A 23,057-nucleotide genomic window follows, 5' to 3' on the forward strand; every position below is an offset into this window, starting at 1 on the left:
GTTGTCACTTAAGCGTATGGTCAACCTGACAACTCGGTGTCCTCAACGGGGAAGGAATAACCCCGCCATACTTACCGCCGCGCCATTTCGCGGGTTGCCACAACCGGAAGCGCACGGTCGAATTAAATTTAACGACACCGTACAGTGAGACGAACTTCGCCGTGCGCTTTCGTGTTGTGTGCCTGCTTTTAACCACGTCAGGCGAGGTGGTATCCTTCTTATTCCGAATAACCAAGAAGGAAATCTATATGACTAAAGAAGAATTTGTCTCTTATATTTTTGATAAAACGGTTGAAATGTATGCCGCTACTTACGGGTCCTGTAATCCTCTGAATAAACCAGAGGGGAAAGATGATTTCGACAAAATTTACCGCTTCTTGGAGGACCGCTATATCAAAAGGTTAGAGGACGCAGGGATCAAATCCCCAGTGAAGTCACCATTGTCCTGAGAACTTGCAGGACGTCATGATCGTAACTTCCATCCAAACCGCGACGGCAAATTGCTTCTCGTATTACCGGAAGCAGTTCGCTGGAAATCTCGGTGCATATTTCACCTGATAATACGCCTGGCTCAAGTGAGAATATTGGTGAACTTACGGTCTTGGTCTCGACAGTTTCAGAGTCAGTGCCAACATTATAAAGCTCAACGAAAGCGGTCTTGATTTTCCGGGCCAGATCTTTTGCTGGCTCGCTTGCAATATCTTTCCCGATTTCTCGCAGCACAGAATGCAATGTATGAGCTGCTGTTTTCTGTACATCAGACGGTAAATCTTTAAATTCCATCGTCAGCCTCATCAGTCAGTGTTTCTGGCTAACCAGCAACGCGCGCCAGATTCGGTTTTAAACGTTTTGCTTTTGGTATATGTCATCGCGGTGAACGTACCGTCCTGGTTGGGGAACACGCCACATATCTGATTTGATTACGCGCAACTGACGCTTACGTATTGAAGTAACGAGCACGAAGACACATATTTATCAGTGCCTGTATACGTCAAGAGCAGGAGATTTATGTGCTGGTTCTCAAATGCACGCTGGCTATTGTGGCTGTAATGGCAATTTATTGTCTTGTTATTGTTCTTATGGATCACCTTTCTGATTGATTTCATATTGGAGAGGTAACGGTAGTTAAGTAGAATGGCTGCGGGTGCTTGAGGCTATCTGCCTCGGGCATGAACACCAACGGCAGATAGAGAAAAGCCCCAGTTAACATTACGCGTCCTGCAAGACGCTTAACATTAATCTGAGGCCAATTTCATGCTAGACACATGTAGGTTAGCCTCTTACGTGCCGAAAGGCAAGGATAAGCAGGCTATGAAGCAGCAAAAGGCGATGTTAATCGCCCTGATCGTCATCTGTTTAACCGTCATAGTGACGGCACTGGTAACGAGGAAAGACCTCTGCGAGGTACGAATCCGAACCGGCCAGACGGAGGTCGCTGTCTTCACAGCTTACGAACCTGAGGAGTAAGAGACCCGGCGAGGGAGAAATCCCTCGCCACCTCTGATGTGGCAGGCATCCTCAACGCACTCGCACTTAACCCGCTTCGGCGGGTTTTTGTTTTTATTTTCAACGCGTTTGAAGTTCTGGACGGTGCCGGAATAGAATCAAAAATACTTAAGTAGCGCGCAGGGATAAGAGGGATGGTCCCTTAAAGGGGAGAGCTAATTATCCGGAAGGATTCTGATGATGAACATCGAAGAACTGCGTAAAAATTTTTGTGAAGATGGCCTCTATGCTGTGTGCGTTGAAAATGGAAATCTTGTTAGTCATTACCGCATTATGTGTTTGCGAAAGAATGGGGCTGCGTTAATTAATTTTGTGGATGGTCGAGTGACAGACGGATTTATCTTGCGCGAAGGTGAGTTTGTCACTTCATTACAGGCACTGAAAGAGATCGGAATAAAAGCAGGCTTTTCAGCTTTTGCAGAAGAATAAACTCATCTACAATCTTGCGCGGGGCTGAACTCCCGCTGAGTAACACCGTGCCACCGGAGAAAACCGATGGCACGCAACGTAAAATATTACAATTCTGATAATTCGCCCGTTCTTGTCTGCACGCACGAGCGGTATTCTCACGCATTCAAGTCTGAATGGTTCCAACACCCTCCATGCACTGAAGAGCAGGCTGAATGGATAATTCAGTGTTACCGCAGGCGCGGATACGAAGTTAAGAAAGCCCTTAGTCTCGACTACCGTCACTGGATAATCTCAGTCAGATTGCCTTACTCCGAACGCCCACCGCGTCCGTCCCGTACATTCCAGCAACGCATCTGGAGGTAACGTGCGGGTATTACTTCGACCTGTTCTGGTACCGGAACTTGGGCTGGTGGTCGTTAAGCCGGGCCGTGAATCCATGCCGGTATTCCACAATACCCGGGTACTGGTGGAGCCGGAACCGAAAAGCATGCGTAATCTGCCGTCCGGGGTCGTTCCTGCCGTTCGCCAGCCGCTGGTGGAAGACAAAACATTGCTGCCGTTTTTCAGTAACGCACGGGTAATTCGTGCTGCTGGTGGTGCTGGTGCATTGTCTGACTGGCTGTTGCGCCATATTAAATCCTGCCAGTGGCCACACGGCGATTATCATCACAGCGAAACCGTTATTCACCGATATGGTACCGGCGCAATGGTGTTGTGCTGGCACTGCGACAACCAGCTGCGTGACCAGACATCCGAATCACTCGAGCAACTTGCTCATCAAAACCTGTCAGCATGGATGATTGACGTCATCGGTCACGCAATAAGCGGTACGCAGGAGCGTGAATTATCTCTGGCTGAATTATCCTGGTGGGCGGTCCGCAATCAGCTGGCGGACGCGCTACCGGAAGCGGTATTACGTCGCTCGCTGGGATTACCAGCGGAAAAAATCTGCTCGGTGTACCGCGAAAGCGACATCGTACCGGGAGAGCAGACCGCCACCAGCATATTGAAACAGCGCACAAAAAATCTTGCACCGTTGCCTCACGCCCACCAGCAACAAAACCCATCACAGGAAAAGACGGTGGTAAGCATCACCGTTGATCCAGAGTCTCCGGAATCTTTCATGAAGCTGCCTAAACGTCACCGGTGGGTTAAGGAGAAATACACACGCTGGGTTAAGACACAGCCGTGTGCTTGCTGCGGTATGCCAGCCGACGATCCGCATCATCTGATTGGTCACGGGCAGGGCGGAATGGGAACCAAAGCACATGATCTCTTTGTTTTGCCTTTGTGCAGAAAGCATCACGACGAGTTGCATACGGATACCGTGGCATTTGAAGAGAAGTATGGCTCCCAACTGGAGCTGATTTTTCGATTTATCGATCGCGCGCTGGCAATTGGTGTGCTGGCCTAATTTTGTGGAGTAAGTTGATGCGTGATATTCAGATGGTTCTTGAGCGTTGGGGGGCATGGGCGGCTAATAATCATGAAGATGTGACCTGGTCGTCCAATGCCGCCGGTTTTAAGGGATTAATTCCTTCAAAAGTAAGATCTCGTCCGCAATGCTGTGACGATGACGCGATGATCATTTGTGAATGTATGGCTCGCCTGAAAAAAAACAACAGCGATTTACATGATTTATTGGTGGACTATTATGTCGGCGGCATGACTTTTATGGCGCTTGCACGTAAGCATGGGCGATCTGATTGTTGGGTTGGCAGGATGCTCCAGAAAGCTGAGGGCGTAGTGGAGGGCATGCTGATGGTGTTGGATCTCCGATTGGAGATGGATGCTGATTGTTCGAAATAATTAAAGGAAAAGTTGCTGTCTGATTTTCATTAGTCTAACATTTTAAATGTTGGAATCGCAACGTAGTTATTATCATATAACAGCTTATTTCCTGATTTAGCCAGCCTCCCCAAAGGCTGGTTTTTTTCTAATAAGTATCATTTCGGGTGGGGATTTTATTGTTTAACCCATAATAGTTCATTGACATTGAATCCCAACTTTTGAGCGGTACGCACATAGTCTGCTTTTACATTATCTGGAATAGTTTGGGTCCTTGCCAGAATCCATAGGTATTCTCTGTTCGGACCACTGACAAGAGCATACTTATACTCATCATCCAGTTTGATTACATTATAGCCACCATAGAAGGGGCCAAAAAACGAAACTTTCAACGCTGCAGTTTTAGTATCTCCAGTAAAGTATGCTTTACCTTCGCTCTCGCTCCATTTGTTTTTCGTTGGATCGTATCCACGGTTAAGTACGCGAATCCCTCCGTCGTTCCGTTTTTCATAAGTAGCGCTGACCTGTTCCAGACCACGTTCGAACCAGTTCTCGAGGCGAGCTATTTCATACCATTTTCCGAGGTAGCGGTTGGCGTCAAAATTTGTAATCGGCTGCACACCTTTAGGTGGTGTCGGGGCCTTACATGCTATAAGAGTGAAAGAGAGTGCAATGCCAGTCAACACAGGCCATAACTTCATAATAAATCCTGTACTTTTGATAGTTGAGAGTAAGTATGAAAGATAGATGAGTACGACCGATCACTTAAAGAACTTTCCTACTATATTAGGAATAGTCAATAACAGAAAAATTGTCAGTGATGAAGCCAGAAAGGCAATTTAGTCCGTGCACTACAAAGTTTATGTGTTAATGAATTAGTCAAGGGGGAGGAAATGATAAAAAAACCTGTGATTGGGATCAGCGGTTGTTTGGGCGGTTCTGCTGTTCGTTTTGATGGTGGTCACAAAAGAGATGACTTTTTAATGGACAAATTAGTGGAATGGGTAACATTCAGACCAGTATGTCCGGAAATGGCTATAGGGCTGCCAGTTCCGCGTCCTGCTCTACGACTTGTGCGCTCGAAGCAAGGAAATATACGGATGTGTTTCAGCCACGACCAGAATGAGGATGTGACAGAGAGAATGACAGAGTTTAGTCGTTCTTATATGGACAAATTAAAGGATGTATCGGGGTTTGTGGTTTGTGCTAAATCTCCCAGCTGTGGCATGGAGCGCGTGCGTGTCTATGATGAAAATGGTAATCGAGGTCGTAAAGATGGAGTGGGACTATTTACGAGCACTTTGATGGAAAAGTTTTCCTGGCTACCGGTTGAAGAGGATGGGCGATTACATGATCCAGTGCTTCGTGAGAATTTTATTGAAAGAGTTTTTGCTTTGCATGAGCTCAATCACCTTTACAAGGAGAAATTATCAAGAAGAGAGTTATTAGCTTTTCATAGTCGTTATAAGCTTCAGTTGTTGGCGCATAGCCAGGCAGGCTATAAAGATATGGGACCATTTGTGGCTGCAATACACGAGTGGGCGGACCTTGAATCATACTTTGAGGTGTATCGTGATAATCTGATGGCGATTCTCAGAAAACCAGCATCACGTAAAAATCACACGAATGTGCTGATGCATATACAGGGGTATTTTAGTAATTACTTAAGTACACGCCAGCGTAAAGAGTTGAGCGAGGTTATACTTAACTATCGCTTTGGCACATTGCCTCTTCTTGCGCCGTTGACTCTGCTGAAGCATTATCTGGGTGAGTATCCTAATGATTACTTGCTTACACAGAACTACTTCGATCCCTATCCGGAAGAACTGGCTCTAAGACTGATGGTGAATTAACTGTATGCGATATCATCTGAAAGTGATGAGTTCCTGTATGCAGGATATTTACAATCGTAAAAACTACGCTATGATGCTCATAGTGTCAGTTTTTATAAAAATCCTGTTCACGCTAAAGAAGACATTGAGATGCAATTTAATGTTGGTAAACATACCAGCCCCAAAAGATTTTATTCAATCTGTTTTTATATGAAGATATTTCAAGTGAATATTAAGAGCATATAATATTATTATTGCACGCAGCTATTATAATATAACAGATTAGTTTAATGATTTGTTTTTTGTGAGTTAAACACATGGTTTTATAGTTGTGATGCAATGAGATTTTCCTTATTGTTGAACTGGCGAATATTGATTTTCCACCTATACTTACCTGGTGTAACCCCAATGATATCAGGTGGATAATATGCCATACATATGTTCTATCATTTTGGTGTTGAACTCGTTTGGTGTCCGAATTGGTAAAGAAGATATTTTGTTTAAAAAAGGAAATGCTGTCCTCATTGAATACAATTTAAAAGATCTTTTTTCGTCAAATACAGATCATCTAATGATCGTAGATGTTGAGGAGAAAACAGTTAATGATTTCTTTAAAAACTACACACTCTCACCTTTTTCTGTAAGAAGGTTTTATCCGTCATACTTGATAGTAGAATGTGAAGATTTTTCATTGTTAAAGAACTTGGTTGCATGCTTGAATTGTGATAGCAAAACCGTGGATGTAGTTAGAAATCAAATATCACTTGCATGTCTTGCTGTCTTATCTTCAGAGAAAATAGTGCAAAGTTTTTTGTTCGGAAGTCTTAATAGCTTAGGTTGTAAAGTTAAGGCTATTATTCACTCGGATATCTCTGCGTCATGGAGACTTTGTGATATATCTTCAAGATTATATATGAGCGAGAGTTTGTTAAAAAGAAAATTAAAAGACGAAGGATTATCGTTTAGTAAATTAATTCTTGAAGAACGAATGATGATGGCGCAAAGATTATTGATCTACAGTAACCATACTGTCGGCAAGGTGGCGGGAATATGCGGGTATGACAATGCATCATATTTTGTAAGTGTTTTTAGAGGATATTTTGGTGTGCCTCCGCACCAATATTTATCAAGATTTTCTTAGAAGATATGATGTGATGGCATTTTATAAAGTTATTTTTTGAAGTGTAAGATTATACGATATTTTTAGCTACGCCAGAATAATTGCTGGCGTTTTTCTTTTTGAATAGATGTTCGGGCCTTACGCTAATGTAACTTCTTTCCTTCTTCGAACCAAACCGTGTACACCATCCGTTATCTGCGGAGGTGAGGCTATGAAATCCATGGATAAGTTAACAACGGGCATCGCCTACAGCACCTCTGCAGGCAGTGCTGGCTACTGGTTTTTACAGTTGCTCGATAAAGTCACGCCCTCACAGTGGGCGGCAATAGGTGTATTGGGTAGTCTGGTATTTGGCATGCTGACGTATCTGACAAATCTTTATTTCAAGATTAAAGAAGACAGGCGTAAGGCTGCGAGAGGAGAGTAATCCAATGACTCAAGACTATGAACTGGTTGTGAAAGGAGTCCGTAATTTTGAGAATAAAGTTACGGTAACTGTAGCCTTACAGGACAAAGAACGCTTTGACGGTGAAATTTTTGGCCTGGATGTCGCCATGGACCGTGTTGAAGGAGCTGCGCTGGAGTTTTATGAGGCAGCAGCCAGAATGAGCGTCCGGCAAGTCTTCCTGGAAGTAGCAGAAAAATTGTCAGAAAAAGTTGAGTCTTATCTGCAGCATCAGTACTCCTTTAAGATTGAAAATCCTGCCAATAAGCACGAGCGTCCTCATCATAAATATCTATGAACACAAAAATCAGATACGGCCTGTCGGCTGCCGTTCTGGCGCTGATTGGTGCTGGCGCATCTGCTCCTCAGATACTTGACCAGTTTCTGGACGAAAAAGAAGGTAACCACACAATGGCATACCGCGATGGTTCTGGCATATGGACCATCTGTCGGGGTGCCACAGTGGTGGATGGAAAAACCGTTTTTCCCAATATGAAACTGTCGAAGGAAAAATGCGACCAGGTCAACGCCATTGAGCGTGATAAGGCGCTGGCATGGGTGGAGCGCAATATAAAAGTTCCACTGACCGAGCCACAGAAAGCCGGTATCGCGTCATTCTGTCCCTATAACATTGGCCCTGGTAAGTGTTTTCCGTCGACGTTTTATAAGCGGCTTAATGCCGGTGATCGTAAAGGCGCATGCGAGGCGATTCGCTGGTGGATAAAGGACGGTGGACGTGATTGCCGCATTCGTTCAAATAATTGTTACGGTCAGGTTATTCGTCGTGACCAGGAGAGTGCATTAACCTGCTGGGGGATAGAACAGTGAATCAGATATTCACGGTGATTTTGCTCGTGTTGGTAGGATTTGTCGTAGGTAATGTCTGGAGCGACAGAGGATGGCAAAAAAAATGGGCGGAGCGTGATGCTGCCGAATTATCTCAAGAGGTAAATGTCCAATTTGCTGCTCGAATAATTGAACAGGGGCGAAGTATATCCCGTGATGAGGCTGTTAAAGATGCACAACAGAAAGCCGCTGAAATTTCTGCCAGGGCTGCTGATCTGTCTGATAGTGTTAACCAGCTGCGTGCCGAAGCAACAAAATATGCCATACGCCTTGACGCAGCGCAGCATACCGCAAATCTTGCCGCTGCCGTCAGAGGCAAAACAACCAAAGCCGCCGAAGGAATGCTCACCAACATGCTCGGAGATATTGCAGCAGAAGCTCAGCTTTATGCTGAAATTGCTGACAAACGCTACATCGCAGGAGTGACTTGTCAACGGATTTATGAATCTTTAAGAGATAAAAAATATCAGATGTAGATTAATATTAAATCGGATTATTTTTAGCGCTGAATGTGAAATTTAAATAAAAAGGACTCTTCCATGAGTCAAAATCCTTGAAATCTTAAGGGTAAGATAAAAGGTCATTAGACAGAATGACACGTTTTATTAATAAATAAAGCTATTGTTTCATTCGTGTGTTTTTCTTTACAAAAGTAATCCTTGCTATGGTTGGTTAATCATGCGTTAATGGTGTTCTGGTTTGTTACAAAATTATCTGAAGCAGTCATTGTTATAATTTTATTATTTGTACCTCTTGAGATTTCCTTGTTGGTTTTTCTCTCTGATATTTTTTTTCGGACCATTCTGCCCAAGGGCTAACTTCTTCAAAAGGTAATAATGATGTCTAACAAAATGACTGGTTTAGTGAAATGGTTTAACCCTGAAAAAGGTTTTGGTTTCATCACGCCGAAAGATGGTAGCAAAGATGTGTTTGTGCATTTCTCAGCTATTCAGAGCAACGATTTCAAAACGTTAACTGAGAATCAGGAAGTCGAATTTGGTATTGAGAACGGACCTAAAGGCCCTGCAGCTGTTCATGTAGTGGCACTTTGAGGTAGAAAATATTACAAACCATATTCACTTTAGATGCCCGTGTTGCCATGGTTCTCAGTATAGAACATCATCTTTTGATGTTTCTGACAGAAATCCTTTCGGGGCAAAATGTATCTTTTGTAAATCAATGATGATTACATTTGATAATATTTCACAATACTTAAATGTTAGCCATCTGTCGTTAGATTTAAGAAAGTGAAAATGAAGGCTCCTTCGGGAGCTTTTTTGCTTAGTGTCTAGTCGATGGATACTCACATATTACGGTAACATTATGAAAAAAATAATAGTTTTTTTTAACTCTGAACCAGCAATGGTAGTGCCAGTGATGACCGGAGTTAACACCATCATGCGTGAATATCCAAATGGCGAAACAACACACCTCACTGTAATGGCTGCAGGGTTTCCATCTCTGACCGGAGATCATAAAGTCATTTATGTAGCAGCGGATCGACATGTAACTTCAGAAGAAATTCTGGAAGCAGCAATGAGACTCTTGAATTGATTTGATTCTAATGCATTGATAATAAATGATAATCATCTTTATCTGTTTGTGTGAAATTTAGACCGTCGTATGTTGATTATTGCGATGTTTCATCTTATCTTTTATACGTTTGCTCCATATAATTGACACTACTGTGTACCAGGACAGTCATAACAGACTAAAAGAGGAAATGATGAACATTGAAGAGTTAAAAACAAAAACAGAAGCAGATATTTCTGAATATATAACAAAAAAATCATTGAGCTTAAGAAAAAGACCGGGAAAGAAGTTACCAGTATCCAGTTTACTGCACGGGAAAAAATGACTGGTCTTGAAAGCTATGATATCAAGATTGATTTAATCTAGCATGTTTATAGTATTAGCATCAATTTCTCATCAGATGCTATTCAACAATACAAATTACTCATAAACCTCGTTTTTACGGGGTTTTGTTATATTTAAACATTACCGAATAGATATAAATCTCGATTGTCGATGGTATTGGTTGTGTGACAATACCTAGTCTTTCCGGTATGCCTGAAGAGAATACAAACGACAGATTATGTAAGGGAAACGCGCTGAAACTTTCACTCTTTCATGCTGAGTGATTTGACGTTATATTTTTAGCCGCAAGTGAAGAGCAAACGAATGGAGCGACAAAATGCATAAAGATCAATACACTGATGCCCCCTCCCAGGAGCAGGTTCGTGTAAAAACTATGCTTAATAGCACCATTTCGATGGGTTATGCGTGGCTGGACGATTAAGGGCAAGCCCGCCAGTGGTCGTGCCGTATTGTCTCAGGAACAGGACGGCATTAAATCGCACACCCACAGCGCCAGCGCATCCAGTACGGATTTGGGTACGAAAACCACATCGTCGTTTGATTACGGCACTAAATCCACGAATAACACCGGGGCGCATACCCATAGTGTTAGCGGTACGGCTGCTTCAGCCGGTGCACATACCCATTCGATGACATTTGTTTCAGGTGGTTCCAGTGGTGCTCCGGGAAGTGGAGCACCTGATTATTCTAAATACAGTGTTAACACTTCTTCTGCAGGCGCTCATACGCACTCTGTATCGGGTACTGCTGCAAGCGCAGGTGCACACGCGCATACTGTCGGTATTGGTGCTCATACGCACTCTGTTGCGATTGGCTCACATGGACACACCATCACCGTTAACGCTGCTGGTAACGCGGAAAACACCGTCAAAAACATCGCATTTAACTACATTGTGAGGCTTGCATAATGGCATTCAGAATGAGTGAACAACCACGGACCATAAAAATTTATAATCTGCTGTCCGGAACTAATGAATTTATTGGTGAAGGTGACGCATATATTCCGCCTCATACAGGTCTGCCAGCAAACAGTACCTATATTGCACCGCCAGATATTCCGGCAGGCTTCGTGGCTGTTTTCAACAGTGATGAGGCATCGTGGCATCTCGTTGAAGACCATCGGGGTAAAACGGTTTATGACGTAGCGTCAGGGGACGCGTTATTTATTTCTGAACTCGGTCCGTTACCGGAAAATGTTACCTGGTTATCGCCGGAAGGGGAGTTTCAGAAGTGGAACGGCACAGCTTGGGTGAAAGATGCAGAAGCAGAAAAACTGTTCCGGATCCGGGAGGCGGAAGAAACAAAAAACAACCTGATGCAGGTAGCCAGTGAGCATATTGCGCCGCTTCAGGATGCTGCAGATCTGGAAATTGCAACGGAGGAAGAAATCTCGTTGCTGGAAGCATGGAAAAAGTATCGGGTATTGCTGAACCGTGTTGATACGTCAACTGCACAGGATATTGAATGGCCAGCACTGCCGTAGGGTAAAACATATAAATTCTATAATTAGATGTATCTTTCCATTTACGGCAAGGAAGGGGGCTTGGAAGACGTAAAGCATCTCACACCGAGATTATTTTTTATATGTCAGGTGTCTGAAGTTTTGCTTTGGCTCTTAAAATGGTTTGCCGCGAGGTTTTGAATTCCCGGGCAATGGCACTTATACTTACACCTGACTTAATTCGTTCGAATACCACCTGTTTCTGTTCTTCATTTAACACAGGTGGTCGACCAAAACGTTTCCCTGCGCCGCGGGCTCTTACTATCCCGGAATGAGTGCGTTCAAGTAAAAGGTCTCGTTCAAATTCAGCGACTGCTGAAATTACTTGCATCATCATTTTTCCTGTTGGACTGGTCAGGTCAATGCCACCCAATGCTAAGCAATGCACTCTGATACCTGTTTCGGTCAGTTGTTCCACTGTTTTCCTGATATCCATTGCATTACAACCAAGGCGATCCAGTTTTGTCACAATCAATTGATCACCACATTTCAGGCGAGCAAGCAACCGGTTAAAACCAGGACGCTCACTGGTTGCTGCTGAGCCGCTAATGTGTTCTTCGATTATTTGCTGAGGTTTGATTTTAAAACCTGCACTTTCGATTTCCCGGCGTTGATTTTCGGTGGTCTGATCCAGCGTTGATATCCGACAGTAAGCAAAAATTCGAGACATAGTGAGACTCTATACGAAATTGGTGTTCATATCATAATGCATCTCAGAAAATAATTATGATTATTTTTGTGCATATTTGTATGTACACGTTCGAAAATAAACGAATGCGTATGCAACCCCGTAATTTTGGTGAGACCCAAAATCGATTTTGTGAAAAATGGCTTTAACTCGGTTTGTTTTTCGAGTTCCGGGCGAACTCAAGGAAGAAGAATAGTGTTGCGTGTTATTTTAACCAGATTTCAAGTTGTTTGGTCGTGGAAAAGTGGAGCAAAATGTTGTTAAAGTGGAAAAATGATAAAAAAGTAAGTTTATTATATTACATTTTACCATTTAAATTTTGGTTGTCTTTAAGAACTGATATCGCTGTTTGTAATAATTCTTTGTTATCCAGCCATGATTTTTTCTTTATGTTTCCTTCAATGTAATCAAGCAATGTTCTGGTATTGATAGGTCTTCCCTGTTTTGCTACTTCCACTACAGCATCCCCTAGGATAATTCTTACTTCAGGAAGCTGCGCAGGGAACCACTTTAGGGTGTCTTTTGATTTCATGAAGATATTCCTTAAAATATTATTGATTTTCATTGCGATATTGTATGTCTGATTCAGGATATGTTGACTTATACATCGGTTTTGTCTGGGTTATTGGATATGCCAATCCCTAATTTTATTAGGGCATGACTAAAAATGCTGAATATGATAAGGAGAGATGTGATTATCAGTATGCTGTTCATATAGCCTCGAATTAGTAATGTGTTATATATGATATAGTTGACAATTTTTATCTTGGGTATTCTTAAAGTTCGTAGATAAACATTGTCGTTTCAGGTATACAGGAATGCTAACAGGTGGCAGCAAAAATCAGGCGGTTTATGGCGCAAGCTGAAGCGGCAACTGCAAACTATCTTATGCAGAGACTCTACACGGATTGGGTTTAAAAGTATACATAGATAACAGTTTTTATCTGAAAAAGAAAAATATCAAGGTGATATAGCCTATATGCCTTTGATGCGGAGGAATGAATGTGATGGGAGTGATGTATCTGAATAGTTGAAAAACCGCAGACACGCCTTATGCAAGAACGTGCTGCGGTTGGCTGGTAAATTTTTCGATAGTGTGAGTATTGAATGATTTCCAGCCGTTCTTGATTTTACGCATAAATCCATGAAAAAACTACTTATCTGTTGGGGAGTTTTTTTGGGGCATATATGGGACAGAAATAGGCCCCAGATAGACACTGAGATCGAACTTAGGATGCTTTTTAAAAAATGCAACTATCTGAAAAAACCTAGAAAACGCCAAGGAAACCACAGGATGGGAAAAAACACCTGTGAATTATGGATTTCCAGTTATATTCGCTCGGCGCAGCGTTAGTGTTTCATGAAATATTTTTTCCTGAATCATCAACGGCAATGGCGTTAATTCTGGCAATGGGAACCTACGGTGCAGGTTATGTGGCGCGTATTGTCGGAGCATTTATTTTCGGCAAAATGGGCGACAGAATAGGGCGTAAAAAAGTGCTCTTTATTACCATCACCATGATGGGGATCTGTACCACCTTAATTGGTGTGTTACCGACCTATGCACAGATTGGTGTTTTTGCACCCATCTTGCTGGTGACGTTGCGTATTATTCAGGGGTTGGGTGCAGGTGCGGAAATTTCCGGTGCCGGTACGATGCTGGCGGAATATGCGCCAAAAGGTAAGCGCGGAATTATCTCCTCATTTGTGGCTATGGGAACTAACTGCGGAACCTTGAGCGCAACGGCAATCTGGGCCTTTATGTTCTTCATTCTCAGTAAAGAGGAACTGCTGGCGTGGGGATGGCGTATACCGTTCCTGGCGAGCGTTGTCGTGATGGTCTTTGCTATCTGGTTGCGTATGAATCTGAAAGAAAGCCCGGTCTTTGAGAAGGTTAACGACAGTAACCAACCGACAGCAAAACCTGCACCTGCTGGTAGCATGTTCCAGAGCAAATCCTTCTGGCTGGCAACAGGGCTGCGTTTTGGTCAGGCGGGTAACTCCGGGTTAATTCAGACTTTCCTTGCAGGCTATTTAGTGCAGACGTTATTGTTTAACAAAGCAATTCCAACAGATGCATTGATGATCAGTTCGATTCTCGGCTTTATGACCATTCCGTTCCTTGGTTGGTTATCCGATAAAATTGGTCGCCGGATCCCGTATATTATTATGAATACCTCCGCGATTGTGCTGGCATGGCCAATGCTTTCTATCATTGTAGATAAAAGCTATGCCCCGAGCACCATTATGGTTGCACTGATTGTGATTCATAACTGTGCGGTGCTGGGATTATTTGCTCTGGAAAACATTACCATGGCAGAAATGTTCGGCTGTAAAAACCGCTTTACCCGGATGGCTATTTCTAAAGAAATTGGTGGTCTTATCGCTTCCGGTTTTGGTCCTATCCTGGCGGGTATTTTCTGCACCATGACGGAATCCTGGTATCCGATCGCCATTATGATCATGGCATATTCAGTGATTGGTTTAATCTCTGCGCTGAAAATGCCAGAGGTGAAAGACCGTGATTTAAGTGCGCTGGAAGACGCTGCGGAAGATCAACCGCGTGTTGTAAGAGCTGCGCAACCTTCCAGAAGTCTGTAAACCCTTAATCCCTTCTCTTACCGGAGAGGGGATTTTTATTCATATAACAAAACATATAGCTTGCCATATTTATATTTAAGGAATTGTTATGGGAAATAATTTGTTATCAGCAAAAGCGACACTCCCTGTTTATGATCGTAATAACCTGGCTCCAAGAATTGTTCATTTAGGCTTTGGTGCATTTCACCGTGCGCATCAGGGTGTGTATGCCGATATTCTTGCTACGGAACATTTCAGTGACTGGGGATATTATGAGGTCAACTTAATCGGCGGCGAACAGCAAATTGCCGATTTACAACAGCAAGATAATCTTTATACCGTTGCGGAAATGTCGGCCGATGTGTGGACGGCTCGCGTCGTTGGCGTCGTTAAAAAAGCCTTGCACGTACAGATAGATGGCTTAGAAACCGTGTTGGCAGCGATGTGTGAACCGCAAATCGCGATTGTCTCTCTGACAATCACCGAAAAAGGGTATTTCCACTCTCCGGCGACCGGACAGTTAATGCTCGATCACCCGATGGTAGCTGCCGACGTGCAAAATCCCCACCAGCCGAAAACAGCAACAGGGGTGATTGTTGAGGCGCTGGCTCGCCGTAAAGCGGCAGGACTTCCCGCATTTACCGTCATGTCATGTGACAACATGCCAGAAAACGGTCATGTTATGCGTGACGTTGTCACTTCCTACGCACAAGCCGTTGATGTAAAACTGGCACAATGGATCGAAGATAACGTGACTTTCCCATCAACAATGGTGGACCGTATTGTGCCCGCAGTGACAGAGGATACGCTGGCGAAAATCGAACAACTTACCGGTGTGCGCGATCCTGCGGGCGTTGCCTGTGAACCTTTCCGCCAGTGGGTAATAGAAGATAACTTTGTTGCCGGACGTCCGGAATGGGAAAAAGCGGGAGCCGAACTGGTTAGCGATGTGCTGCCTTATGAAGAGATGAAGTTGCGCATGCTCAACGGCAGTCATTCATTCCTGGCGTATCTGGGGTATCTTGCAGGATATCAGCACATTAATGACTGTATGGAAGATGAACATTATCGTTATGCGGCGTATGGCTTGATGTTGCAGGAACAAGCGCCGACGTTGAAAGTGCAGGGCGTTGATTTGCAAGATTACGCTAACCGATTAATTGCACGCTATAGCAACCCGGCGTTACGTCATCGAACCTGGCAGATTGCGATGGATGGTAGCCAGAAATTGCCACAGCGGATGTTGGATTCTGTTCGCTGGCATCTGGCGCATGACAGCAAGTTCGATCTGCTGGCGCTGGGCGTCGCGGGTTGGATGCGTTATGTCGGTGGTGTTGATGAACAGGGAAATCCGATAGAAATCAGTGACCCACTGTTACCTGTTATTCAGAAGGCTGTACAAAGTAGTGCCGAAGGGAAAGCGCGCGTCCAGTCATTGCTGGCGATTAAGGCGATCTTTGGTGATGATTTGCCAGACAATAGTTTGTTTACTGCAAGAGTGACGGAAACGTACTTGTCTTTATTAGCGCATGGCGCGAAAGCGACCGTGGCAAAATATTCCGTGAAGTAAAAAAGCAATGCCGCCATCGGCGGCATTCACACGCTTAGTTCATGCCGAGACGAATCAGGTCCAGTGGTGCCAGTTTCTCTTCACAACCTTCAACAACTACGGTTTTTCCGCGGCGGATTTGCTCAGCGGTCAGACCTTCAGTATCAATCGACAGGATCTTGCCAGTGTGACCGGTGCCGCTAACCATAACACGGCTGCCAGTGGTGATTGCGTTACGGTTACGATCGTAGGTCGTCATAGGTGTTTTCTCCTTTCTGATTTACAGTCGAAGCCCACGTAACGGGCGCAATATAAATACTCCTGTCGAGTGAAATATTTTTTGTTTTTGATCAAGCTCACATCTTTTTTGATGCATGCATGAGCCATAAGGCGGGGGAAAAGACTCTCACCCCGGATGGGATGAGAGGAAATGAATTACTCTTCGCTAAACCAGTCGCTGTTTTCCTGGCGGATCTGGCGCACGGATTCGCTGATTTCCTGCAAATGTTGCGTCATTGCACGTTCTACCGCATCGCCATCACGTTTTTGCAGGGCAGAGAAAATATCAAGATGCTGGCGTAACAGCATTTCTGGTGGAGAAACGTGGTCGAAACTCATATAGCGCACGCGATCAACGGTCGCTTTCAGGTTCTCAATGGTATCCCACGCCAGTTGACAGTCGGCAATCTGCGTCAGGAGTTGATGGAAGTTGTCATCAAGTTCAAAAAAATCATCCAGTTGCTTGCGCTCAATGGCAATGCGTTGCTGGTGAAGATTTTGTTCCAGTTGATAGCACTGGCTTTCGGTAATCATGCTCGCCGCCCGACGCGCCACCGCGCACTCAATGGCCTGACGGATAAAACTGCCGTTGCGCACCTGGGCCATGGAAATTTTGTTGACGTAGCTGCCACGTTGCGGACGAATTTGAATCAGGCCGTTTTCCGCCAGTTTAATAAAGGCTTCACGAACCGGCTGGCGTGACACATTGAAACGAACAGAAACTTCTTTTTCCGACAACGGTGTGCCTGGAGCAATCAGGCAATGGACAATGTCGCGACGAAGAATACGATAAATCTGCTGATTGACAGGCTGTGTGGGATTAAGTTGCGTTTCGACGGTCATTCGTTCTTGCTTGTGAGTGAGTTAACTGCATGAGTCTACCACTTTTTTGTGACAAGCAATAACCCGGCAGTTACGCCGGGTATAAAAATTACTGACGGTGGACATTCAGTCCGGCATAGCTTTGGGTAACCGGCATCATTTCCAGGGTATTGATATTGACGTGAGCAGGCAGCGTTGACACCCACCAGACGGCTTCGCTGACATCTTCTGGCGTCAATGCAACGGTATTTTGATAGGTTTTTTCTGCTTTACCGTCATCGCCTTTAAAGCGGACATTGGAAAACTCGGTACCACCCACCAGACCCGGTTCGATGTCGGTGACGCGCACCGCCGTACCATGCAGATCCGTACGCAGATTCAGGCTAAACTGACGAACAAACGCTTTCGTCGCACCGTAAACGTTACCACCGGCATACGGCCAGCTACCTGCCGTTGAGCCAATGTTAATAATATGACCATGATTACGTTCAACCATACCCGGTAAGACGGCGCGCGTCATATATACCAGGCCTTTGTTGTTGGTATCAATCATCGTTTCCCAGTCTTCAACGCTGGCTTTATGCGCAGGCTCCATGCCCAACGCCAGGCCGGCATTATTTACCAGGATATCAATATTGCACCACTCGGCAGGAAGCGATGCCAGCATCTCTTCAATAGCGGCGCGGTTGCGAACGTCCAGTTGGGCGATATACAGATTATCTCCCAGTTCGTCTTTTAACTCCTGCAACCGTTCCTGGCGACGGCCAGTGGCGATAACTTTATGCCCTTGTTGAATAAAACGACGAGTAATGCATTCACCAAAACCTGCCGTTGCTCCAGTTACTAAAACGATCATCTCACTGTTCCTCAACGCTTTTGTGTGTCAATAACATAGCACGGGATGCTTAAGAGCGGGTAATACTGGATTGCAAGATTGCACTCCGTTATCAGTAAGCCTACGCTATGGAACACCTCGCGTTCAGGAGAAGAAAATGACAACAATGAATCCTTTCCTTGTGCAAAGCACACTGCCGTATCTGGCTCCCCATTTTGATCAAATTGCCAATCATCACTATCGCCCGGCATTCGATGAGGGAATGCAGCAAAAGCGGGCAGAAATTGCTGCCATCGCGCTTAACCCGCAAATGCCTGATTTCAACAATACTATTCTGGCACTGGAACAAAGCGGAGAATTACTTACCCGCGTTACCAGCGTCTTTTTTGCGATGACTGCGGCGCATACCAATGATGAATTACAGCGTCTTGACGAGCAGTTTTCCGCTGAACTGGCGGAACTGGCTAATGATATCTATCTGAACGGTGAATTATTCGCGCGGGTAGATGCTGTCTGGCAGCGCCGTGAATCCCTGGGGCTTGATAGTGAATCCATCCGCCTGGTGGAGGTGATTCATCAACGTTTTGTCCTTGCCGGAGCCAAACTTGCGCAAGCTGATAAAGCAAAATTAAAAGTACTGAATACAGAAGCTGCGACCCTGACCAGCCAGTTTAACCAGCGATTACTGGCAGCAAATAAATCCGGCGGTCTGGTTGTGAACGATATCGCGCAGCTGGCAGGAATGAGTGAGCAAGAGATTGCGCTGGCGGCAGAGGCGGCTCGCGAGAAAGGTCTGGATAACAAATGGCTGATTCCGCTGCTGAATACCACCCAACAACCGGCGCTTGCCGAAATGCGCGATCGTGCGACGCGTGAAAAACTGTTTATTGCGGGCTGGACGCGAGCGGAAAAAAATGATGCCAATGATACCCGCGCTATCATTCAACGTCTGGTGGAGATCCGTGCACAACAGGCAACACTACTTGGTTTTCCTCATTATGCCGCATGGAAAATCGCCGATCAGATGGCAAAAACACCTGAAGCAGCACTTAACTTTATGCGGGAAATTGTTCCAGCGGCGCGTCAACGTGCGAGCGATGAATTAGCCTCCATACAGGCGGTTATCGATAAGCAGCAGGGCGGGTTTAGCGCGCAGCCGTGGGACTGGGCATTTTATGCGGAACAGGTACGGCGGGAGAAATTTGATCTTGATGAGGCGCAGCTCAAGCCATATTTTGAATTAAACACGGTGTTAAATGAAGGTGTATTCTGGACCGCGAATCAGCTCTTCGGTATTAAGTTTGTCGAACGTTTTGATATTCCTGTCTACCATCCTGACGTTCGTGTGTGGGAAATTTTTGATCATAATGGCGTGGGGCTGGCGTTATTTTACGGTGATTTCTTCGCCCGTGATTCAAAAAGCGGCGGTGCATGGATGGGCAATTTTGTTGAGCAATCAACGCTTAATAAAACACATCCGGTAATTTATAACGTCTGCAATTATCAGAAACCCGCTGCCGGTGAGCCTGCGTTGTTACTCTGGGATGATGTCATAACCTTATTCCATGAATTTGGTCATACGCTGCACGGCCTTTTTGCCCGCCAGCGTTATGCCACGCTTTCCGGCACCAACACGCCGCGTGATTTTGTCGAATTTCCGTCGCAAATCAACGAACACTGGGCAACGCATCCGCAGGTATTCGCTCGCTACGCCCGGCATTATCAGAGCGGGGCAGCAATGCCTGACGAACTGCAACAGAAAATGCGTAATGCCAGCCTGTTCAACAAAGGGTATGAGATGAGCGAACTGCTTAGCGCCGCACTTCTCGATATGCGCTGGCATTGCCTGGAAGAAAACGAAGCAATGCAGGATGTCGATGATTTTGAATTGCGGGCGCTGGTGGCGGAAAATATGGATCTTCCTGCTATACCGCCACGCTATCGCAGCAGTTATTTCGCCCATATTTTTGGTGGCGGATATGCTGCAGGTTATTACGCTTATCTGTGGACGCAAATGTTGGCCGATGATGGTTATCAGTGGTTTGTTGAGCAGGGCGGATTAACGCGTGAAAATGGGCAGCGTTTTCGCGAGGCGATCCTTTCCAGAGGTAACAGCGAAGATCTGGAACGCCTGTATCGACAATGGCGCGGTAAGGCTCCTCAGATTATGCCGATGCTGCAACATCGTGGCTTGAACATATAAACACCACCAATGGCTGGCCTGGAGATATCGCCAGGCCAGCCTGGTTATAGCAGTAATTGCAGCAGCTGGACGAGGGCAAACCTCACCGCTAAAGCTAATACCGTTTCGCAGTCGCCAGCAAAATGCATAACCGCAGTGTAGTTCTGGCCTTTAATATGCCACGCGAACCAGACGGTACCCGCTGGCGTACCATCTTCACCGCCCTCCGGTCCGCCGTAGCCGGTAATGGCAATACTTACATCAGCATCCGCACGCTCTATGGCTCCGGTTGCCATTTCTGCTGCCACTTTCTCACTCACCGCAGAATATCGTTCAAGAGATTGCTGGCTTACGCTGAGGATTTTCATCTTTGCCTGATCGGTGAAAGTAACAAAGCCTGCACCGTAAAATTTGGGTGTATCTTCAGCTGCACACAGGGCGCTAGCCAACTTACCGCCGGTGCATGATTCGGCGGTAGTTAAGCGTAATTGATCCGCGATAAGTCTTTGACTCAACGCGGATGTCAGGTTTTCAATAGTGTCGGTATCTGCGAGTTGTACAATTTTATCTTTATTAATATTCACTGTTTTTTGTCCACGCTATTATATGTAAAGGTGATTTGCTTTTTCTGTATGCTCGTCCAATATAATAATTTTCAAACATATAAATCCGATTATTCTGAAAATATGTTTAAGACTATTTGATCTTCTTCTTAACTTTAGTGAGTTAAATTCTCTGAATATTTGACAGCTAGTTGCCTGATTTTAAATGCCTTATAACAATTGGTAGTATTCTTATTTGTCAATTATAAAAATAGCAACCAGACTTAATAAGTCAAACCAAACGCAATTAAGGAGTTAGTATGAAATTTCAGGCCATTGTATTAGCAAGTTTTCTTGTCATGCCTTATGCGTTGGCAGATGACCAGGGCGGTTTAAAACAGGATGCAGCGCCACCGCCGCCTCATGCAATAGAAGATGGCTATCGCGGAACCGATGATGCAAAAAAAATGACCGTTGATTTCGCAAAAACCATGCACGATGGCGCTTCGGTTTCACTACGCGGTAATTTGATTTCTCACAAAGGAGAGGACCGTTACGTTTTTCGCGATAAGAGCGGTGAAATTAATGTCGTTATTCCTGCGGCCGTCTTTGATGGACGAGAAGTTCAGCCGGACCAGATGATCAACATTAGCGGCAGTCTGGATAAGAAAAGCGCGCCGGCCGTCGTTCGGGTCACTCATTTGCAGAAATAAAAATAAATTAGCCTGATGGCCTGAACTACTGGGCCATTAGGGTATTGGGTTATGCTATTTGTCATCCTTTTATTTACGATAATGCAGAGGTAATTTACAGAATTAAACACTTTTTTATCCGCTGATTTTGTTTTAAATCACAATGTTATCTCAGAGATGACTCATAACTTCGGATTTCTATGAAAATATTGACGTAATTTTGCTTTTCTCTCGTTAGAATAGCGCGCACAAGGAACTGTGAAAAAGGAGTGGCAATGATCAAGAAGACAACGGAAATTGATGCCATCTTGTTAAATCTCAATAAGGCTATCGATGCCCACTACCAGTGGCTGGTGAGTATGTTTCACAGCGTGGTCGCGAGAGATGCCAGTAAGCCAGAAATAACGGATAACCATTCTTATGGACTGTGCCAGTTTGGTCGGTGGATTGATCATCTGGGGCCACTCGATAACGATGAATTACCTTACGTTCGGCTAATGGATTCTGCCCATCAACATATGCATAACTGTGGTCGGGAATTAATGCTGGCTATTGTTGAAAATCACTGGCAGGACGCGCATTTCGCCGCTTTTCAGGAACGGTTACTTTCTTTTACTGCGGCATTAACCGATTACAAAATTTATTTGCTGACGATCCGTAGCAATATGGATGTTTTGACGGGATTGCCGGGGCGTCGGGTTCTTGATGAATCCTTTGATCATCAGTTACGCAACGCTGAGCCTCTGAATCTTTATTTAATGTTGTTGGATATTGACCGATTTAAATTGGTTAATGATACCTACGGGCATTTAACCGGCGATGTAGTATTACGCACCCTGGCAACTTACTTAGCCAGTTGGACGCGTGATTACGAAACGGTTTATCGCTACGGGGGCGAAGAATTTATCATTATTGTTAAAGCGGCTAATGATGAAGACGCATGTCGTGCAGGTGTCAGAATTTGCCAGTTAGTCGATAACCATGCCATCACACATTCTGAAGGGCATATCAACATTACCGTGACAGCAGGTGTCAGTCGCGCATTTCCTGAAGAGCCTCTGGATGTGGTCATTGGAAGAGCAGACCGGGCAATGTATGAGGGTAAGCAAACCGGAAGAAATCGCTGCATGTTTATTGACGAACAAAATGTGATTAACCGAGTTTAAGCTCCGTTTAACATTCATTGAGAAAACTGATGCTACTGTGTCAACGATCCGTTATCAGTGCAGGAAAATGCCTGTTAGCGTAAAAGCAAAACACAAATCTATCCATGCAAGCATTCACCGCCGGTTTACTGGCGGTTTTTTTTCGCCGTCATAAAAATCAGGCCCCTTGTACACAACTGTAACAAGGGGCCGGTTAGGTGAGGGATTATCTCCGTTCATTAGTCATCCCATTTGTGGCTGAAATACGCGGCCAGAAAACCAGAAAATAAAATTATTCCCAGTACGGCCATAAAAACATTCATATTACCCAGCATTATTTGCCTCCGTTTATGGTGTGGTGTGTTTCCTCGCTTACCTTAATTTTCATCTCAATGAGAAAGATATTAGCAGAGATA

At 44.8% G+C, this 23,057-nt stretch carries 32 protein-coding genes and 4 pseudogenes; 24 read left to right on the top strand and 12 right to left on the bottom strand.

Annotation, left to right across the window (positions count from 1 at the left end):
* Window positions 1-248: 248 nt before the first annotated feature.
* Window positions 249-449 (top strand): hypothetical protein, encoded by a 201-nt coding sequence (locus K0778_RS02475; RefSeq protein ID WP_000159335.1) that lies wholly within the window; start codon window positions 249-251, stop codon window positions 447-449.
* On the opposite strand, the gene K0778_RS02480 is transcribed toward K0778_RS02475, so the two are convergent.
* Together K0778_RS02480 and K0778_RS02485 are read right to left on the bottom strand one after the other, a co-directional pair.
* The gene (locus K0778_RS02480) at window positions 418-783 is read right to left on the bottom strand and encodes a hypothetical protein (protein ID WP_001320327.1); all 366 of its coding nucleotides are present in this window, start codon (window positions 781-783) and stop codon (window positions 418-420) included. The genes K0778_RS02475 and K0778_RS02480 overlap by 32 nt on opposite strands.
* A gap of 11 nt (window positions 784-794) precedes the next feature.
* Window positions 795-911, bottom strand: a complete 117-nt coding sequence (locus K0778_RS02485) for a DUF1391 family protein (protein ID WP_063084875.1) — start codon at window positions 909-911, stop codon at window positions 795-797.
* A gap of 400 nt (window positions 912-1,311) precedes the next feature.
* Here K0778_RS02485 and hokD point away from each other — a divergent pair, with 400 nt between their 5' ends.
* The 5 genes from hokD to K0778_RS02510 all read left to right on the top strand — a co-directional run bounded on the left by hokD (window position 1,312) and on the right by K0778_RS02510 (window position 3,726).
* On the top strand, window positions 1,312-1,467 hold the full coding sequence (gene hokD / locus K0778_RS02490; RefSeq protein WP_000813254.1) for a type I toxin-antitoxin system toxin HokD: 156 nt from the start codon (window positions 1,312-1,314) through the stop codon (window positions 1,465-1,467).
* 216 nt (window positions 1,468-1,683) lie between these two features.
* Complete coding sequence (gene rem / locus K0778_RS02495) at window positions 1,684-1,935, top strand: protein Rem (protein ID WP_000981003.1); 252 nt, start codon at window positions 1,684-1,686, stop codon at window positions 1,933-1,935.
* A 66-nt stretch (window positions 1,936-2,001) separates the two neighbouring features.
* Complete coding sequence (locus K0778_RS02500; RefSeq protein WP_012775982.1) at window positions 2,002-2,280, top strand: hypothetical protein; 279 nt, start codon at window positions 2,002-2,004, stop codon at window positions 2,278-2,280.
* A 1-nt stretch (window position 2,281) separates the two neighbouring features.
* Window positions 2,282-3,331 (top strand): DUF968 domain-containing protein, encoded by a 1,050-nt coding sequence (locus tag K0778_RS02505; protein WP_001265274.1) that lies wholly within the window; start codon window positions 2,282-2,284, stop codon window positions 3,329-3,331.
* 17 nt (window positions 3,332-3,348) lie between these two features.
* A complete protein-coding gene (locus K0778_RS02510) occupies window positions 3,349-3,726 on the top strand; it encodes an antiterminator Q family protein (protein WP_063084873.1) in 378 nt (125 codons plus the stop codon).
* A gap of 155 nt (window positions 3,727-3,881) precedes the next feature.
* Here the strand turns inward: K0778_RS02510 and K0778_RS02515 are convergent, their stop codons facing one another.
* Window positions 3,882-4,406, bottom strand: a complete 525-nt coding sequence (locus K0778_RS02515) for a lipocalin family protein (RefSeq protein ID WP_000780584.1) — start codon at window positions 4,404-4,406, stop codon at window positions 3,882-3,884.
* Window positions 4,407-4,598: 192 nt separating this feature from the next.
* Here K0778_RS02515 and K0778_RS02520 point away from each other — a divergent pair, with 192 nt between their 5' ends.
* The 13 genes and pseudogenes from K0778_RS02520 to K0778_RS02575 all read left to right on the top strand — a co-directional run bounded on the left by K0778_RS02520 (window position 4,599) and on the right by K0778_RS02575 (window position 11,309).
* A complete protein-coding gene (locus tag K0778_RS02520; RefSeq protein WP_000592549.1) occupies window positions 4,599-5,558 on the top strand; it encodes a DUF523 and DUF1722 domain-containing protein in 960 nt (319 codons plus the stop codon).
* Window positions 5,559-5,964: 406 nt separating this feature from the next.
* On the top strand, window positions 5,965-6,678 hold the full coding sequence (locus K0778_RS02525; RefSeq protein WP_001146314.1) for a helix-turn-helix domain-containing protein: 714 nt from the start codon (window positions 5,965-5,967) through the stop codon (window positions 6,676-6,678).
* A gap of 190 nt (window positions 6,679-6,868) precedes the next feature.
* On the top strand, window positions 6,869-7,084 hold the full coding sequence (gene essD / locus K0778_RS02530; protein WP_000839587.1) for a phage lysis protein EssD: 216 nt from the start codon (window positions 6,869-6,871) through the stop codon (window positions 7,082-7,084).
* 4 nt (window positions 7,085-7,088) lie between these two features.
* Window positions 7,089-7,400 (top strand): DUF1327 domain-containing protein, encoded by a 312-nt coding sequence (locus K0778_RS02535; protein WP_000189918.1) that lies wholly within the window; start codon window positions 7,089-7,091, stop codon window positions 7,398-7,400.
* Complete coding sequence (locus K0778_RS02540) at window positions 7,397-7,930, top strand: lysozyme (protein WP_001092971.1); 534 nt, start codon at window positions 7,397-7,399, stop codon at window positions 7,928-7,930. The genes K0778_RS02535 and K0778_RS02540 overlap by 4 nt, the downstream gene beginning before the upstream one ends.
* Window positions 7,927-8,424 (top strand): DUF2514 domain-containing protein, encoded by a 498-nt coding sequence (locus K0778_RS02545; protein WP_001071776.1) that lies wholly within the window; start codon window positions 7,927-7,929, stop codon window positions 8,422-8,424. The genes K0778_RS02540 and K0778_RS02545 overlap by 4 nt, the downstream gene beginning before the upstream one ends.
* A 363-nt stretch (window positions 8,425-8,787) precedes the next feature.
* A complete protein-coding gene (gene cspI, locus K0778_RS02550; protein WP_000066495.1) occupies window positions 8,788-9,000 on the top strand; it encodes a cold shock protein CspI in 213 nt (70 codons plus the stop codon).
* A gap of 10 nt (window positions 9,001-9,010) precedes the next feature.
* A complete protein-coding gene (locus K0778_RS02555) occupies window positions 9,011-9,199 on the top strand; it encodes a cold-shock protein (protein WP_071526745.1) in 189 nt (62 codons plus the stop codon).
* A 2-nt stretch (window positions 9,200-9,201) separates the two neighbouring features.
* Window positions 9,202-9,240 (top strand): annotated as a pseudogene (locus K0778_RS27620) (hypothetical protein).
* A 31-nt stretch (window positions 9,241-9,271) separates the two neighbouring features.
* Window positions 9,272-9,502 (top strand): protein YnfN, encoded by a 231-nt coding sequence (gene ynfN / locus K0778_RS02560; protein ID WP_000720960.1) that lies wholly within the window; start codon window positions 9,272-9,274, stop codon window positions 9,500-9,502.
* A gap of 172 nt (window positions 9,503-9,674) precedes the next feature.
* Window positions 9,675-9,847: pseudogene (locus tag K0778_RS02565) on the top strand (GnsA/GnsB family addiction module toxin).
* A 380-nt stretch (window positions 9,848-10,227) separates the two neighbouring features.
* A pseudogene (locus K0778_RS02570) lies at window positions 10,228-10,734 on the top strand (tail fiber protein); the annotation flags it as partial.
* Window positions 10,734-11,309, top strand: coding sequence for a tail fiber assembly protein (locus K0778_RS02575; protein WP_053270556.1), 576 nt, complete (start codon window positions 10,734-10,736; stop codon window positions 11,307-11,309). The pseudogene K0778_RS02570 and the gene K0778_RS02575, both read left to right, overlap by 1 nt.
* A 97-nt stretch (window positions 11,310-11,406) precedes the next feature.
* Here K0778_RS02575 and K0778_RS02580 read toward each other — a convergent pair whose 3' ends face one another.
* The 3 genes from K0778_RS02580 to K0778_RS02590 all read right to left on the bottom strand — a co-directional run bounded on the left by K0778_RS02580 (window position 11,407) and on the right by K0778_RS02590 (window position 12,729).
* Window positions 11,407-11,997, bottom strand: coding sequence for a recombinase family protein (locus tag K0778_RS02580; protein WP_000086527.1), 591 nt, complete (start codon window positions 11,995-11,997; stop codon window positions 11,407-11,409).
* Between the two features lie 316 nt (window positions 11,998-12,313).
* The gene (gene ydfK / locus K0778_RS02585; protein ID WP_000836768.1) at window positions 12,314-12,547 is read right to left on the bottom strand and encodes a cold shock protein YdfK; all 234 of its coding nucleotides are present in this window, start codon (window positions 12,545-12,547) and stop codon (window positions 12,314-12,316) included.
* A gap of 68 nt (window positions 12,548-12,615) precedes the next feature.
* Window positions 12,616-12,729, bottom strand: a complete 114-nt coding sequence (locus tag K0778_RS02590) for a YnaM/YnfT family protein (RefSeq protein WP_120795384.1) — start codon at window positions 12,727-12,729, stop codon at window positions 12,616-12,618.
* 603 nt (window positions 12,730-13,332) lie between these two features.
* On the opposite strand from K0778_RS02590, the pseudogene ydfJ reads away from it, so the two are divergent.
* A pseudogene (gene ydfJ, locus K0778_RS02595) lies at window positions 13,333-14,616 on the top strand (MHS family MFS transporter YdfJ); the annotation flags it as partial.
* Between the two features lie 88 nt (window positions 14,617-14,704).
* A complete protein-coding gene (locus K0778_RS02600) occupies window positions 14,705-16,165 on the top strand; it encodes a mannitol dehydrogenase family protein (RefSeq protein ID WP_000527809.1) in 1,461 nt (486 codons plus the stop codon).
* Between the two features lie 34 nt (window positions 16,166-16,199).
* Here K0778_RS02600 and ydfZ read toward each other — a convergent pair whose 3' ends face one another.
* From ydfZ to ydfG, 3 genes are all read right to left on the bottom strand, one after another.
* Window positions 16,200-16,403 (bottom strand): putative selenium delivery protein YdfZ, encoded by a 204-nt coding sequence (gene ydfZ, locus K0778_RS02605; protein WP_000214712.1) that lies wholly within the window; start codon window positions 16,401-16,403, stop codon window positions 16,200-16,202.
* 176 nt (window positions 16,404-16,579) lie between these two features.
* Entirely contained in the window at window positions 16,580-17,266 is a 687-nt protein-coding gene (gene rspR, locus K0778_RS02610; protein WP_000215549.1) for a DNA-binding transcriptional regulator rspR, read from the bottom strand.
* Window positions 17,267-17,354: 88 nt separating this feature from the next.
* A complete protein-coding gene (gene ydfG, locus K0778_RS02615) occupies window positions 17,355-18,101 on the bottom strand; it encodes a bifunctional NADP-dependent 3-hydroxy acid dehydrogenase/3-hydroxypropionate dehydrogenase YdfG (RefSeq protein ID WP_000636571.1) in 747 nt (248 codons plus the stop codon).
* A gap of 136 nt (window positions 18,102-18,237) precedes the next feature.
* On the opposite strand from ydfG, the gene dcp reads away from it, so the two are divergent.
* On the top strand, window positions 18,238-20,283 hold the full coding sequence (gene dcp / locus K0778_RS02620; RefSeq protein ID WP_001619465.1) for a peptidyl-dipeptidase Dcp: 2,046 nt from the start codon (window positions 18,238-18,240) through the stop codon (window positions 20,281-20,283).
* Between the two features lie 44 nt (window positions 20,284-20,327).
* Here dcp and K0778_RS02625 read toward each other — a convergent pair whose 3' ends face one another.
* The gene (locus K0778_RS02625) at window positions 20,328-20,846 is read right to left on the bottom strand and encodes a 2-oxo-tetronate isomerase (protein WP_001400358.1); all 519 of its coding nucleotides are present in this window, start codon (window positions 20,844-20,846) and stop codon (window positions 20,328-20,330) included.
* Between the two features lie 278 nt (window positions 20,847-21,124).
* On the opposite strand from K0778_RS02625, the gene ydeI reads away from it, so the two are divergent.
* Both ydeI and dgcZ read left to right on the top strand, forming a co-directional pair.
* On the top strand, window positions 21,125-21,517 hold the full coding sequence (gene ydeI / locus K0778_RS02630) for a YdeI family stress tolerance OB fold protein (RefSeq protein ID WP_000671737.1): 393 nt from the start codon (window positions 21,125-21,127) through the stop codon (window positions 21,515-21,517).
* 254 nt (window positions 21,518-21,771) lie between these two features.
* The gene (dgcZ, locus tag K0778_RS02635) at window positions 21,772-22,662 is read left to right on the top strand and encodes a diguanylate cyclase DgcZ (protein WP_000592802.1); all 891 of its coding nucleotides are present in this window, start codon (window positions 21,772-21,774) and stop codon (window positions 22,660-22,662) included.
* 114 nt (window positions 22,663-22,776) lie between these two features.
* Here the strand turns inward: dgcZ and mgtT are convergent, their stop codons facing one another.
* Both mgtT and mgtS read right to left on the bottom strand, forming a co-directional pair.
* Window positions 22,777-22,881, bottom strand: a complete 105-nt coding sequence (mgtT, locus tag K0778_RS02640) for a protein MgtT (RefSeq protein WP_211180496.1) — start codon at window positions 22,879-22,881, stop codon at window positions 22,777-22,779.
* The gene (gene mgtS, locus K0778_RS02645) at window positions 22,881-22,976 is read right to left on the bottom strand and encodes a protein MgtS (RefSeq protein WP_000901367.1); all 96 of its coding nucleotides are present in this window, start codon (window positions 22,974-22,976) and stop codon (window positions 22,881-22,883) included. The genes mgtT and mgtS overlap by 1 nt, the downstream gene beginning before the upstream one ends.
* Window positions 22,977-23,057: the final 81 nt, after the last annotated feature.

The organism is Escherichia sp. XD33 (assembly GCF_019375075.1).
Taxonomy (GTDB): Bacteria; Pseudomonadota; Gammaproteobacteria; order Enterobacterales; family Enterobacteriaceae; genus Enterobacter; species Enterobacter flexneri_A.